General features: G+C 57.7%; 11 protein-coding genes. 2 read left to right on the forward strand and 9 right to left on the reverse strand.

The window, feature by feature from the left end; translation table 11 throughout:
• Nucleotides 1-415: 415 nt before the first annotated feature.
• Nucleotides 416-718, reverse strand: a complete 303-nt coding sequence (locus tag LAP85_20920) for a hypothetical protein (GenBank protein MBZ5498867.1) — start codon at nt 716-718, stop codon at nt 416-418.
• Between the two features lie 132 nt (nt 719-850).
• Here LAP85_20920 and LAP85_20925 point away from each other — a divergent pair, with 132 nt between their 5' ends.
• Nucleotides 851-991 (forward strand): hypothetical protein, encoded by a 141-nt coding sequence (locus LAP85_20925; GenBank protein MBZ5498868.1) that lies wholly within the window; start codon nt 851-853, stop codon nt 989-991.
• Between the two features lie 93 nt (nt 992-1,084).
• On the opposite strand, the gene LAP85_20930 is transcribed toward LAP85_20925, so the two are convergent.
• From LAP85_20930 to LAP85_20965, 8 genes are all read right to left on the reverse strand, one after another.
• Nucleotides 1,085-2,185, reverse strand: coding sequence for a hypothetical protein (locus tag LAP85_20930; GenBank protein MBZ5498869.1), 1,101 nt, complete (start codon nt 2,183-2,185; stop codon nt 1,085-1,087).
• A 371-nt stretch (nt 2,186-2,556) separates the two neighbouring features.
• The gene (locus LAP85_20935) at nt 2,557-2,727 is read right to left on the reverse strand and encodes a hypothetical protein (protein ID MBZ5498870.1); all 171 of its coding nucleotides are present in this window, start codon (nt 2,725-2,727) and stop codon (nt 2,557-2,559) included.
• 224 nt (nt 2,728-2,951) lie between these two features.
• The gene (locus LAP85_20940) at nt 2,952-3,164 is read right to left on the reverse strand and encodes a hypothetical protein (GenBank protein MBZ5498871.1); all 213 of its coding nucleotides are present in this window, start codon (nt 3,162-3,164) and stop codon (nt 2,952-2,954) included.
• Nucleotides 3,165-3,735: 571 nt separating this feature from the next.
• Nucleotides 3,736-3,975 (reverse strand): hypothetical protein, encoded by a 240-nt coding sequence (locus tag LAP85_20945; protein ID MBZ5498872.1) that lies wholly within the window; start codon nt 3,973-3,975, stop codon nt 3,736-3,738.
• 178 nt (nt 3,976-4,153) lie between these two features.
• Nucleotides 4,154-4,912, reverse strand: a complete 759-nt coding sequence (locus LAP85_20950; GenBank protein ID MBZ5498873.1) for a hypothetical protein — start codon at nt 4,910-4,912, stop codon at nt 4,154-4,156.
• Between the two features lie 48 nt (nt 4,913-4,960).
• Nucleotides 4,961-6,037, reverse strand: a complete 1,077-nt coding sequence (gene rsgA, locus LAP85_20955; protein ID MBZ5498874.1) for a ribosome small subunit-dependent GTPase A — start codon at nt 6,035-6,037, stop codon at nt 4,961-4,963.
• Nucleotides 6,038-6,264: 227 nt separating this feature from the next.
• The gene (locus LAP85_20960) at nt 6,265-8,871 is read right to left on the reverse strand and encodes an ABC transporter permease (GenBank protein ID MBZ5498875.1); all 2,607 of its coding nucleotides are present in this window, start codon (nt 8,869-8,871) and stop codon (nt 6,265-6,267) included.
• 4 nt (nt 8,872-8,875) lie between these two features.
• On the reverse strand, nt 8,876-9,229 hold the full coding sequence (locus LAP85_20965; GenBank protein MBZ5498876.1) for a PadR family transcriptional regulator: 354 nt from the start codon (nt 9,227-9,229) through the stop codon (nt 8,876-8,878).
• Nucleotides 9,230-10,032: 803 nt separating this feature from the next.
• On the opposite strand from LAP85_20965, the gene LAP85_20970 reads away from it, so the two are divergent.
• On the forward strand, nt 10,033-14,157 hold the full coding sequence (locus LAP85_20970) for a M36 family metallopeptidase (GenBank protein MBZ5498877.1): 4,125 nt from the start codon (nt 10,033-10,035) through the stop codon (nt 14,155-14,157).
• Nucleotides 14,158-14,404: the final 247 nt, after the last annotated feature.

Genomic DNA, 14,404 nt, shown 5'->3' on the forward strand with positions numbered 1-14,404 from the left:
GAAGGTTCGAGGGTCTGAGAACTGAACCTTCGAAGGTGGGAACAAATCGGGAACTATCCTGCAGCGCCCATCGCGAACGGCCGTTTTCCAATTTACGACGGGCGCGGAGCGACTGTCCCCTGTGGGTCGACAAAACCAAATCGGAGCCGAATTCCGGATTTACGTGCGGGGAAGCAGGACGACTCCAGAGGGCTAAATGGCCCAGTCCAGCAGATCGGAAAGAAATCACGCCGGGCATCAAGGCCACGGCTCACATACCGATCTCTTTGTTCGGCCTTATTCAGCGGCGATCGAACGATCTCTTCACGCGGCCTGCTGCCAATCGTATCGATGATGCAAGCCACCGATGCGCTGGAATGCAACCAAACGCGCGGCTTCCGGCCTGCAAGCAACAGGTCGCATCGCCGGTGTGTCTTTATAGGACTCGGAACGTGAGGGTCGGCACGGTGAAGAAGTCCATGGCAGCGATGACCTCGCGGTGATTGCGAAGGAAGGCAGCCCAGAGCTTGCGCGCCTGATTCCGAGGATACAGGCGCAGTAGATACCGGGAAACAGTTCGTTCGGAGACGTCAAAGCCGAGCTTGAGGAGCTCACCGTGAATTCTCGGAGCGCCCCTGGTCGAATTCTCGTTCACCATCCGCTCGATGAGACCTCGAAGCTCGGCATCGATCTTGGGCCTGCCGCGACTCTTTGCCTGCGATCGAAGGCGCCAGAACAAACGAAAGCCAGCCCGGTGCCAACCGACAACCGTTTCAGGTTTGACGATAACCAGAACGTTTCTCCACGCAGGCCAAAGGCGGCGGAGCAGGACCCAAAATATGCGATCCTGAATTCGCAGTCGAGGGCGAGGATGTTTTCGCTGGAGTACGCCCAGCTGCTGACGCAGGGCAAGGATTTCGATGCCGAGGTTGTAACGGGAACGAAAAAAAGCGCTAAGGCAGGCAAGGAAACCAAAAGAAAATGGAATCATGAGTTCAGGTTTATAGCATAGCGGTGCACCCCAGCGCCCGCGTTAACTGCTTGAATTTGCAGCCTTATGGGTTATTGGCGACACACAGAGGTGGACGGCCCCGAATTCCGTCTCCTAATAGGTTGCATTGTGGCGCGGCAGCCTCTCCAACAGGATGGGAAGGTACTGGTTAAAGGGCATCCTAGCCTCCTCAAACTCGGCGAGCAGGATGTAGAACGGACGTACCAGGTTCAGTCCTCTTTCGGTCTCATTGGCGACGCGCCTCTCAATGCGCGCGCGAACCTCGGCGTCCTTTGTCCTCGTCACATCGATGCGACTGTCCAGGGCCCGTACCAGGCACTCGTATACAAAAGTGACTTCTTCCTGGTACGTCCTCGCCATCGGCCCGGTCTTGCCTGCATCGAAATATGCTCGCAGCTTCGCGTGTTGCCGGCGGGAGTTCGCCTTGACCAGCGGATTGATGATGTAGTGGAGGTATTCGTGCACGTTCAACGTGTGCGCACTGGCACCGGGGCTCTCAACCGAGTAGTAAAAGCGACCGTATGACGCGCCGATCGCCTGGTAGTGGGAGTCAAGAAGGTTGGGAATGCTGACGAGCACGAAGGAGTCGCTGCGGGTCATCCGAAGGTATTGCCATGTGGAGCTCAGGTCAGCAGCCATGCGGCCGAGGTCGTACAGGCCCAATTCTGCCAAGTAATCCGGTTTTACCGCTTCCCAGACGGTCGGGAGGTCGACCGTCGTCCAGAAATCGTTGAGGATGTCGGGAAATTCACGGAGCCGGCGGGCGGTCTGCGGGTAGCCCAATTCGCTGTCCTGGCGCACGCGCCGGAATGGGTAGTCGGGGGTGAAACTGAGCGCGAAGTCCTGGTAGTGGAACGGCTGCAAGTTCCAATCGGCGTATCGCTTTTTCCAGGCGCTCAGCTTGTCAGGATGTCTCCGCAGGCTGGCCGATACCATTTCGCGGACCCTGGTTCGAACCGGATGCATCGGCATGTTTGCGACCTCTTTGTCGAAACCCACGGCGTTGAGAAACGCCATAACCGCGAATACTCTGCGATCGGCTACGACCATGAATCCCGGGCTCTGGATGAACTCGTCTCCATGAGCCGAGGGCGCGTCAGGCGCCTGACTGGCTGGAAGACAAGCGCACGTCGTGGCCAGGGCGATGCCCACGAGGAATCGATGGCAGCTCCGACGTGTGTTAGCGGTACGCATGTCAACTACTCCGTTGAATCCTCTAACGGCAGCAGCGGGACCGACAGCCCGAATGGACTTTAGATTAAATCCCAGCCAGGGTGCGGCCACCGATCTGGTTTTGAGGTCAAATGTTTTCACCGCGGATTGTATATCAAGTGAGCGCGTCGTCGATGGGGGAAATAGAACAAGTAGCCAGCTGTCTCGAGGGACACTGGCGGCTGTCCTCTATGCCTTTTCTAGCAGGTCAATTTGAAATTCGGGGAAATTCGGGACGTCCAAACCTGGTTCATCTTGTTTTTGACGGGCATCTGATGATTGGAAAACAAGATGAACCAGGTTTGGACGTCCCCGAATTCCCACAGCGGCGGGCGGCGCCACGCGCAGCATGCTCAACGGAGACCGGAGGGAAGGCGTGGAGAGGCGACCGGGGCCGCAAACTCCATCCAGCGGCGCTTCGGCTTGTCCGCGCCGCCGCCGCTCGCCTCGATGTAGCTCCTGACCAGTTCCAGCCCGTAGTTGTAGTTGATGACATAGCGAATGCATGGTAGCAGAGCGACCAATCGGCCTTGCCAGGCATGCGTCTGCCCAAATGACCGGGTGGGGCAGCTAATCTGCCCTGCAATAGGTGTAGGTGCGTCAAAAAAACGGATCCAGACCACCAGCTCAGATGTAGAATCCTGCCTTGGAGGGCGGCACAAGCCCCCAAGTTTACATCGCCTTTTATCAGCAGGTGCAGCCGGGGGGCTTGCAGAAAGGCCGACCGCACAACGGCAGCCAATCCTTCCTATCCTTCGAGCGGGTTCCACATGCCCGCCGCCGTAGTGTAATTGGACATTACGATTCTGCGTGCGCGATAGGCACTCTCGATCTCAGTCCATGCGCCACCCTTCGTCGTCGCAATTGCCTTTCCCGTGTCGACGTCCCAACATCTGATAGTGGATCTGAAGGCCCCGATGCTCGCTGTACACACGACGCGGCCCCCATCGGCGAACCGCACGGATTCGTCTCCCTTCGCTGGCAGGCGACGGACCGTCATTCCACTGTGAATGTCCGTAACGGCGAGTGAAGAGTGTTTGCCCGATGAAAGCTCCCAGGTCTTTCTGGACTCAGACCAGCGCTCAGGAACGAAGCGAAAGACACAGACCAAATCCCGCTCAGCAGACGCATCAAGGATATCCCAATCCCTAAATGACGATTCGGCCTGTCGCTTTTCGAGGGGTTGACAGTCAGATCCAAAAAAATCGAGGGTTAGAGGCCACATGGTGGCGGCATGCTCTGCGCTGACAAAGAAGTATTCATGTCCCTCTGGCAAGGAACACGCAATTCCATCGGGTATGCGAAGCAGGGTCCTGCCCACCATAGTGGACAGGCAACATCAAACAATGAACCGCCGGACAAGCACCGAACATCGGCCCAACACGCGGCGAACAGACTTCGAACAAGAGGCAAAATATGAGGGGCGTCATTGTATTCTCGGCCGAAACCGGAGAGCGTCCCCAGTTTTCCCCTGCAGTTTAAAAGACTTCCGTCGGTCCGACCCCCTATATTAGTTTCCAACGGCGAAACTTCTATAGCAGACTCAGTTTCTTCATCGTTCTAATATGTTCTTTTTGCTGTTTCGGCAGATCCTTTCCTACACGCTTCATATATTGTTCAAACTCTCGCCGAATCTCTTTATGTTGCATGCAAAGCAGAGCGTGCGCAACTATTTCTAGGGCTCTATATTCATCCGTTTTTTTACCATAACGTTTTGCGATGAGGTGGAGGATATCCAGTACTTCTTCCAATTTAAATTCTTTGTTTTCCATTGCTATCCTCCTCCTCCGCTTTGGCGTCGTTCAGGGAGAGGTGTGTCACCTCCACGAATAGGCACGTAGACAGTAACATCGTTAATTCGGCAATATTTTTCTTAAGATCAAAATTTGGATCTGTTTTTTGGCTGCAAGCTGCAGTTTTTGCCATCAGAATCGAAAATATCGCTTGCGATCAACAGGTTAGCGTCGTCAGTCCCCGTTCCGCTCGACTTTCGGGATCCAGCGCGTGAAGGCGCGTCTCGGTGCTGACCGTTGTCCAACCATTGCCTGCGTCATCGACTTTCAGGTTGAAGGCGACCTTTACGCTCCCCGCTTGGTCAAATGAGGCGAAGGCCGCAGGTGACGAAAGGATGGGGTTCTCCCCTGTTGATCGGACGCGGCCTATTCCGCCGAACACCATCTCCCGTTCGTTCCGTTCAATCAGCGTGTAGCCTGAGCGGGGATCCGAAAAGATGGCAATGATCGCGGGCGACGGACCTTTCGGCCGACTCCAACTCCGGCCCATGGCGGCGTTCCGCACTTTCATCAGGGTCGGGTAGGCCGCGAGTTCGTCGATCGTGACTGCCTGCAAAGCCGAGTACGCCCTGGCAAGGGGAGCGTGCACACGGATCTGGTGGTGTTCTACGAATTCATACTGCGGCATCGCCCCGTCCAGCAGGGATGTGCGCTCCGATACCATGGTCGTTGAGGCAGGCCAAAACAGCGCGAGGCCTGCGGCGAAAAAGCCAACGGCAATCAGGAATGCAGCTGCCTTCCTGCTACGGACAAAGATGGTTTTCAGAGGGTGGATCAGGCAGATCAGCCCTGTGATTACGAGTATGAGTCCGGCGTACGGGACGACGCTCGACAGTTTGAGGGGAGAATAATAATGAAGGACTGCAAGCAGGGTCCCGAGAATCCCCGCAATCAAAATCCGGATCAGCCACATCATACGATGCTATACGAAAGCTCGGGTTCTGATGTTCACCCGCCCTAAGCCTTACCAGTAATTCGGCTTCCTCTTTTTAATGTCCTTCATGGCCGCGGCCACCATCTTGCCGAAGGCCTTTTCCGACTGACGGCGGGCCCGCTTATCCTGCTTGAGAGCCAGCTGCCTGAGCTCGCGGCGCTGCTTAAGATAGCTCTCGTAGCGGGCGGCGCCGAGCTCGCCTTTCGCCACCGCTTCCCGGACGGCGCAGCCCGGCTCGTGCGCGTGGGTGCAGTCGGCGAAGCGGCAGCCGGCCGCGAGACCCTCCACGTCCTCGAAAGAGTGGCCGAGGCTCGCTTCGTCGGTCCAGAGCTGAAGCTCGCGCATGCCCGGCGTGTCGATGAGGAGGGCGCCTCCGGACAGGACGACGAGCTCGCGGTGCGAGGTCGTGTGGCGGCCGCGGCTGTCGTCCGGGCGAACAGACGCCGTCCGGAGGCGTTCCTCGCCGAGGAGGCGGTTGATGAGGGTCGATTTCCCGGCTCCGGAAGATCCCAGGAGCGCCGCCGTCTTGCCCCTCTCGAGGAACATCCGCAGGGCGTCGAGGTTCGAGCCGTCGCGGGCGCTCAGGGCGACGACGGGGGCGCCGAAGGCAATGGTGTTCACCTCGGCGACGACCGCCGTCAAGTCCTCCCTGAGGTCGCTCTTGTTCAAGACCATGACGGGCGAGGCACCGCTGTCCCAGGCCGCAGTCAAGTAGCGCTCGATGCGGCGGAGGTTGTAGTCGCCGTCGAGGCCCGTGACGAGAAACACCGTGTCAACGTTGGCGGCCACGACCTGCGGCTCGGTCGCTTCGCCGGCCGTCTTGCGGACGAACGCGCTCCGCCTTTCGAGGACGGCGTGGATCACAGCCCGCCGACGGCCGAAGGGTTCCAGCGCGACCCAGTCTCCGACCGTGGGATAGTCGGCGAGGCTTGTCGTGTGGTGCCGGAAGCGCCCGGATACCTCGGCGAGCGCGTCTCCCGCTTCACCGGCGGCGAGGCTCCTGTCGCGGTGCTGGACGACCACGCGGGCCGGAATGAGGCCCTCGACACGATAAGGCTCGAAAAGAGCCGCGAAATAATCATTCCATCCGAGTTCTATGAGGTTCATCGTCCTTGTTCTCTTTGCCGGGGAAACCGTTTCATGACAGAAACCGAGGGTTGGCTTTTGGCAGGAGGCACGCCCGCCTCATCATAGCACGGAAAAAACCAGCCTCACATTAAGAACCCTGACACGCGTGATTTGCAGTTGGCTTCACGCGGGCGGTAAACCCGTTATACGTTCCCATGGTCCAAATTGCGGTATCATCTTGTGCAAGACAATTCCCGCCGCCCAATCTACTCGATGCGCAGGGCAGTCATCGGATCCACTCGGGCCGCCCGCCGACATGGCAACAAGCAGGCTGCCAGAGAGACGAGCAACAAAAAGGCGATGACTGAAATGATCGTAATCGGATCATGGGGCGAGATTTCATAGAGAAGGGCGCGCAGCAATCGTGTCAGCCAAAGTGATGTGATGATGCCCAACACGATCCCCGTACCGACCGGAGCCATAACCGCACGGATCAGGAGCATTCGTATGTCGCGTGCAGAAGCGCCGAGCGCCATCCGGACGCCGATTTCCGATATTCGCTGGGCCACTGAATAAGAAAGCACGCCGTAAATGCCGACCGCCGCAGTTGCCAGGGCCACCCCGGCAAAGATCAGCATCAGGATGAGGTAGAATCGCGGGGCGTTGGCAATACTTCTATCATGTATCGCATACAATTCATCGAAAGTGGCAGCATCGGTGATCTTGGCCTTCGGATCAAGCGCGCCAACCGTCGCGCGCAGCTGGGCCAGAACCGGCCCTGGATGGCCAGCCATGCGGACTATCAGACTCGCGCCAAACCGAACGCGCGAGAAGGGCTTGTACAACTGGCAGTTGTTCGGCTCTGTAAAAATCCCGGTCTTCACAGGCGCCGCGATACCGACCACGGTCACCAAAGACGAGCTGGAACTGGAATGGAGTCGCCGGCCGATTGCGCTTTGCCCGGGCCAGAAGTGCGCAGCGCAACGGGAATCGATGATCGCTACGGGCGGCGACGATGGGCCATCCTCGGGGCCAAAGTTGCGTCCGGCAATAATGGGAATGCCGAGAGTGGCAAAATAATCCTGGGCCACGAAGAACTCCAGTCCCCTCACACCTTCGGCATCGGACGCGCCCTCCGAGAAATACCGGTCACTGGCATATCCGCGCGCAGCCGGCGTTCCTCGCGAAATGGTTGCAGATTGTACACCCGGCAATCTATGGACAACTGTCTTCAGGTTGTCGTAGAACGAGGACGCCTGAGGCGCCTTGTAGTCCGACGGCAGGGAGATTTCCAAAAGCCATAAGTTCTTCGTGTCAAAGCCGCTTTTCGTCAGGATCAGGCGCGCGAAACTGCCGGCCATGAGCCCGGCGCCAATAAGCAGAACGAGGGCCAGGCCTACCTGAAGGCTCTGAAAAACAAAATGAAATCGCCGTATTCCACGAGTGGTGCCGGCGAGACGACTGGTTTCCGTCAATCCCGGAATTCTGTTGCCGCCGACAGACCTGAATGCAGGAGTCAAGCCACTCAGCAAGCAGGCCAAGATAGTAATCGTGCCCACGAAAGCAATTATCCGGCCGTCCAGTGCAGAATCGTAACCCATGAAGAGCCACTGCAGTCCTATGGGCAGAACTGCAAATATCAGACGTGTCATGAATGAGGCCAGAAGGAGGGCGGCCACTGCCCCGGCAACCGAAAGGACCAGGCTCTCTGTCAGGAAGTGGCGCATCAGACGCCCCTGGCTTGCCCCGATGGCCGCCCGAATGGCAATCTCACGCTGACGCGTGGCGCCGCGGGAGAGCATCAGATTGGCAACATTTGCGCAAGCAATCAGGAATACAAAGCCGACTGCGCCGAGCAGGACAAGCAATGCAGTCCTGGCCTTGGGATCCAGGGAACGGCCGATGCTCGATAATGAAGGAATGCCATTTCGCCTTATTTCCTGGTCGAAGCAGTGAATCCGATCGGACACCAGCACTGCCTCACGTTGTGCCTGATCGATGTCGATACCGGGACGGAGACGCCCGAGAATCGAGAACATATGGCCATTGGACTCCTTCGTCCAGGGCACCCAAGCATCGGGCCTCGAGCCGGGAGGAAACTCGAAATTTCGAGGCATGACTCCGATGACGGTATAGACACGATTGTCGAGCGTAACCATCTTACCGAGGGCTGCAGGATCGGAGCCGAATTCCCGTGCCCAGTATCCGTAGCTGATCAGCGCGACTTGATCCCTCCCGGGAAGTCCATCTTCAGGAAGGAAACTGCGTCCCACCCATGGCTGCACGCCGAGCATGCTCGGAATCTGAGTCGAGATCGAGTTGGTGGAAAACATGCCCACTTTTCCCCGGGTGTCATTCACATTGTGAAAGGCGGAAAAAGGCTCAACGCCGGCAAAAATCTGCCTCTGCGCGCGCCAGTCCTCGATTTCCTCCAAAGAATGCAGCCCAATATAGGGAAATTGGGGCGAACTGCGTCGCGCCCACGAAATCGACACCAATTGGCCGGGATCTCGATAGGGCAGAGGCCGAAAAATGACCGCATCCACCACGCTGAATACGGCCGTGTTGGCGCCGATTCCGAGAGCCAGGGTAACGATGGCGGTCGCGGCAAATCCGGGGTTGCGGCGCAGCGAGCGGAAAGTATAGCGCAGGTCCTGCCACAGCGATTCGAGGAACGCGATGGTGTTCATGCGATAGATCTCCTCACGAACGTATGTGCCATTGCCGAATTTTTTGTGCGCCGCACACCTGGCTTCCTCGGGAGACATCCCGCGCGCAATGTTCTCGTCGGTCTCAATGTCGATGTATGACTGGATTTCGCGCGCCCGTTCGTCATCCCAATAACGACGCCGGAAAAATCGGCTCCATCCCATAGGATTACTCCGTGGCAGGCCGGAGGATTCGATTAATCGCCCGGACCAGCAGATCCCAACGACTGATGTGCTCCGCCAGTTGCTTTCGTCCCGCAGGCGTCATCCGGTAATACCTTGCCTTGCGGTTGTTCTCAGAAGTACCCCAGAACGAGGAGATCCATCCCCGATCCTCGAGCCGGTGAAGCGCCGGATAAAGCGAACCGTGCTCGACTTGCAGCACGTTTTCCGACTGGCGTTCGATCGCATGCGCGATGGTGTGGCCATGAGCCGGCCCCAGGACCAGCGTCTGGAGCACGAGCAGGTCAAGGGTGCCCTGCAGCATCTCTCCCTCAATGGGTGGTGTTCCTTTTTTGGGCATGCGTCGAGCATACTCCAAAAGATAATCTACCGAAACAAAAAAGGCACTTTTTCTGATATTGGCGGCATTAATTCCGTTCAGGGGATTTCTTCAGAAGCACATCTACTCAGGTGCTAATTGCATTTCGTGCGGTTTCGGGCCAAGTTGCGTTCATCGCATCTTATTAGCAGCGGAGGGGCCTGCCTGCAGGGGGGTGCGCCCGGAGGGTGAGAACAGTAGCCGGCTTGTCCTTCCTATGTGCTGGACGAGCTCCGCGCCGCAACTACCCGCGGAGGATGTTTCGTGGATACGTTCTGGCAGTCAAGCAATTCGCAGAGTATTTCGGAAAGTCTCCAGAAAAACTTGGCGCCGATGATGTGAGTTGTTTTCAGCTGTACCTGCCGACATAATCTTAATTATTCCCAAAATAGTCGTGTTCCGACCCCAGTAGTAACAACCGAACTCTTTCAGATTGATAAGCATCTGATATAGCATGAGCTGCGGACTCGAAATTGCGTAACGGGTACGCCGCTCGCTGATCAAACATCCGGGTTCATTCTTCGTCCGAGGCCATGGATATGGACGCATGCAAGCCATCATTCAGGTACATTCGAAAGATCTCCGCAGCCGCAGCTTGTATGTTGCTTTTCGGAGCGTTTCAAATAGTGTGGGGCGCCGAACAGCACGTCGATGCCCGTCGGGCAGCCAGGACAGCGGCGGCCACCACCGCTGCTATGAGGCATTCGGCGCAAGTTCTCGGCTCTGCTGCGCGACAGTTTGGACCGGGCGTGCTTTCCTCGACAGGCGACACGGGAAGATTGCGGATGCTGGCGCGAAATGTGCCGCCGCTTTCGCCCGCGAGCCCACATGACATGGAGACCATCGCGCGCAGGTTTGTCCTGGCACATGGGGATCTGCTCGGCGCCGATGACGCCTGGCTTAGAAACCTGGAACTGGTTGCTCTCGACAAGTCGGGACCCAATGCGCTTCTTAAGTTCCGGCAGCAATGGGCCGGCATACCGGTTTTTCAGGACGGCCTGCGCGTTCACGTCTCTCCTGCGGGTGAGGTGATCGAAATTGATTTCGATCTCGAGTCGGTTCCTCTGCCGGCAGGCCTACCGATGGCCCAGTCCCGTCTTGCGGCAGATCAGGCCCTGCTTCGATGCGTGGAAGATTTTGACACTCCCCGCCGGAACCTGCGCTCTGAAATCATGACGGCCGGACAAGGGGCGCAATATCGCACGAGGCTGAGTTTTGGACCGAACGCGGATCAGGTATCGGCCCAATACGTGTGGTTCCCCGTGGATGGCCTGCTCCGGCTGGCCTGGCACTTCGACGCGGCCTCCGCAGATTCTCAAACTTACTTTGAATGCATAGTCGATGCCCAGGATGGAACCCTTCTTTATCGGGCCTCGATTACGGATTTCGAAATCAGCGGCCTGGTGTTCGATTCCTCCAGTCCCCAACCGACCGCAACTCCCGGCCTGCTCCCGCCCATGCCGAATCCGCCTGTGATTGTTCCAAGGACTCTGCGGTCATTCTCCGGGGATCCGATTGCTTCCCCGGCGGGCTGGGTCGGCGCCGGCAACCTGACGATCGGCAATAATGTGATCGCCCGGGAGGACAAGACGGGCGATGGCGATGCCACCCTTGGGGTCCCGGCCGCCGCAGTCAACGGAGTTTTCGGCTTCGATCTACAGCTCGGCCCGAACGCACCGTCCCCCGCAAACTATACGGATGCCGCCGTGACCAACCTGTTCTACTGGGGCAACGTGGCACACGATTATTTCTACAATCTCGGATTTACCGAAGCTGCCGGAAACATGCAGCAATTCAACTTCGGCAGAGGTGGCTTGGAATCAGATGCGCTGAAAGCAGACGCGCAGAAGGGGAGCGATTTGACTCCGCCTTTCCTCGGTTGTGCCAGCATGAGCACTCCGATCGACGGCAGCAGCCCGAAGATGTTGACGTCCATCTGGGGGCCGACGGCTGGGCCTTATGTGGATTCCGCCTTCGACGCGGAGGTGATTCTGCACGAGTACTCTCATGCCGTATTTCGACGTCTGGTTGGATCCAGCTGCGGAAAGCAATGCGGCGCCCTGAACGAAGGCAACAGCGATTTTTTCAGTCTCAACTACTTCGTGCCTGCATCGGCGCCTGTGGATGGTGACTATATTGCAGTCGGCTATTCAAAACAGGATTTTGCGCACGGAGCCCGGTCGCGCCCGTATTCCACACGATTTCAGGTCAACAATCTCACATACGCGGATTTCGGGAAAATTTTTTCTACCGGGCCCGAGGTCCATGCAGACGGCGAGATCTGGATGGAAGCCATGTGGGAACTGAGGGCGAGACTCATCACAAAATTCGGTTACGAGGAAGGACGCCGGCGCGCAGCCCAACTCATGATGGACGCGATGAAACGCTCCCCTTCGGATCCGTCCTTCGTCGACATGCGTGATGCCCTGCTCGGCGCCGATCAGGAGGACCAGCAAGGGGAAGATATCGACCTGATCTGGGAAGCCTTTGCCAGACGCGGCCTCGGCTATATGGCAGTTGGAGGAGACGGCTCAAACGCAATGGTCATGGCTTCTCAGGATCTCCCCGCCGCTCTGGCAAAAGTGCGTTTCAGGGAAGGCGTCCTGTACCCGGGAGATTGGGTGCGCGTCTACATTGGGGACAGCAATGAGCCGAATCCTGTCGTCACACTGCGCATCGAGTCCTCAGGCGGAGACAGTGAAACGCTCTCACTTGCACGTTCGGGAGCGCTATTTCAGGGGATGGTGTTGACTGGCGGGGGCGCGCCGGCATCGAACGACGGCATCCTGCAGGTTGCTCCGGGGGATGTCATCCGGGCCATGTATCATGATCCTGACGACGGTTCCGGCCTCGCCGGCGATGTGGTTGGAGAAGCCGAGATCAGAGGTCACTACACCACGGAACTGCAGGCGAGCAACATTTCTACGCTCAATGAGAGGTTGACGAGCAGGGGCGACGACACCAACCTGAGATGGGATCTCGGATTCGCATTCCCCTTTTTCGACCGGCTGATCAGTTCCGTCAATGTGTCCACGAACGGGCTGATCACGATTGGAGCGCTCAATAACAGCGGCAACAACTCGGAATCTGCCCTGGCAACCATGACGGCAATTGCCCCATTTTGGATGAACCTGCGCACTAACGGGAATGCCATCGCAGCCGAAGGTCTCTATGTCTCGAACCCCAGTTCCCCGACTCCCACGAGCATCCGGTTCAGATGGGCGGGGGAGACTGTTCGTAAGGACAGCCAGGGGAACCTGATCGCCGGCATTCCGGTGAATTTCGCGGTTACGCTTTGCAACAACGGCGAAATCCTGTTCGAGTATGGCGATGGCAATCACGGCGTCACTCCGACTGTTGGAATATCGCGGGGAGACGGGATGTCCATGCAGATCTATTCCCCATATAGCTATAGATACTCGACCGGCCCAAGAGATCTCAACAACGCTCAGGCTGTGCACTGGCTCTCCGGCAGCAAGGTCACCAGCACCATTTTCCCGTTTCTGAGGACGACCGCCACGCAATACACCGGCTTTGCCCTCGTCAACCCAAACCACCAACCGCTTGATTATGTTTTTTCGGTACATTGGAATGGAACTGCTTTTGGAAAGACCGTGCAGGACGCGACCCTCAGCGCTGGAATGCAAACTGCGTTCGTTGCCCAGCAGTCATTTCCTTTTCTGCTCCCGAGTTTCAGCGGATGGGCCGAGGTAAAATCGACCGATGGCCGGATGGGGTCGTTTTCCGCCTGGGGGGATCACGCCGGAACTTTTCTGAACGGAGCACCCGCATCGACATGGCTGTCAAAGGAGTTGGTTTTTACCCATACACCGGCGGGCAGCGGGACAATTCCTGGAACCTCTCTTTACATCATCAATCCGGGAGATGAGACAGCCAATCTCAGCACTCGTTGGTCCGACGCGGGGCAAACCGCATCATTCACCACGACGCGCACCTTGGCGCCGGGCTCGAGCCTGGCCGAGGATCTATCTGCGCTGTTTCCAACCTTGCCTCCTGACTTCAAGGGCGGCTCCATTCGTGTGTCATCCGACACGGAGATTACGGGAATCGTCGCATCAGAAGCAGCAGGCGCAACAGCCTTGGTCGCGGCGCAGAAACCATCCTATGCCACAACGCTCTACGCGCCGCAATTTGCAAACGGCAACGCAGGCGGCATCGCTTATTTCACGGATGTGAACCTGGTCAACAGCTCAGACTCGTTGAGGACGGTTTCGATCCAGCTGCTGGGCGACGACGGGTTCCTGGTGCGCGGTGCCGGGATTACGAATCCGCGAACGGTGATGCTGGCTGCCGGTGGGGAGCTGCACGTGCGGGGAGATGTGTTGTTTGGCCTGCCCGACCCCGCAGGCCCGAGTTCCCCGGTGCAAGGTACGCTCGTGATCAATGCCGACGGCGATGGGCTAACCGGCGATGTCAATTTTGGAGAGGCGCTAACCGGTCGTTTTTCCGCCAGCCTGCCGCTGGATCCGGCTCTCCACTCGGATCTGGTCTTCGCCCAAGTCGCCGAAGGCCTGCCGGGAGGAGCCGGCGTGTCCTATTACACAGGCGTCGCCCTGTTCAATCCCAACCCATCGGAAACCGAAGTAAAAATCCAAATGTACACTCAGAGCGGTCTTCTCGCAGGAACGACCGTTGTCGAATTGCTCCCCAATTCCCGAATTTCCTGGACCGTTGGCCAGCTCATCCCTGGAGTAACTCAGAACGGTGGCCATCTCCGAGTAACCTCCATGCGCGGGCCCATCACGGCATGTGGAGTCATGGGCGACGCCGGAATGAACTTTTTGATTGCGCTCCCCCCCCAATTCCAGGATTCTGAGTCTGAAGTGCGCCCTTCAACGGCACTCAAGCGGCTCCAAAACAGCGGTCGAGGATCTCCCTACTGGCGGTAAAACCAGAGATGCTCCCCGGAAACAGAAACATGGGGACGTCCGACCAATTTCCTCGAAAACTGGTCGGACGTCCCCGTATTTTCCTGATCTACGAGCTTCTGGAACCTGATTCCGGATTTTGTCAAGAACCCCGCCGACATGTCGGTGGAGCAAGCACAGCTCTTGCGTGTGCAATCATTCACCTCGTCGGAAAAACTTCAGCCTTGACAATACGACAGATGTCGTCGTATCATAACGACAGATGTCG

The organism is Terriglobia bacterium, assembly GCA_020072565.1.
Classification (GTDB): Bacteria; Acidobacteriota; UBA6911; order UBA6911; family UBA6911; genus JAFNAG01.

Coding starts and splice junctions, on each gene's coding strand:
- LAP85_20965 (MBZ5498876.1), bottom strand. CDS start 9,229: ATGCCCAAAAAAGGAACACCACCCATTGAGGGAGAGATGCTGCAGGGC.
- LAP85_20945 (MBZ5498872.1), bottom strand. CDS start 3,975: ATGGAAAACAAAGAATTTAAATTGGAAGAAGTACTGGATATCCTCCAC.
- LAP85_20930 (MBZ5498869.1), bottom strand. CDS start 2,185: ATGCGTACCGCTAACACACGTCGGAGCTGCCATCGATTCCTCGTGGGC.
- LAP85_20960 (MBZ5498875.1), bottom strand. CDS start 8,871: ATGGGATGGAGCCGATTTTTCCGGCGTCGTTATTGGGATGACGAACGG.
- LAP85_20950 (MBZ5498873.1), bottom strand. CDS start 4,912: ATGATGTGGCTGATCCGGATTTTGATTGCGGGGATTCTCGGGACCCTG.
- rsgA (MBZ5498874.1), bottom strand. CDS start 6,037: ATGAACCTCATAGAACTCGGATGGAATGATTATTTCGCGGCTCTTTTC.
- LAP85_20970 (MBZ5498877.1), top strand. CDS start 10,033: ATGCTGGCGCGAAATGTGCCGCCGCTTTCGCCCGCGAGCCCACATGAC.
- LAP85_20925 (MBZ5498868.1), top strand. CDS start 851: ATGTTTTCGCTGGAGTACGCCCAGCTGCTGACGCAGGGCAAGGATTTC.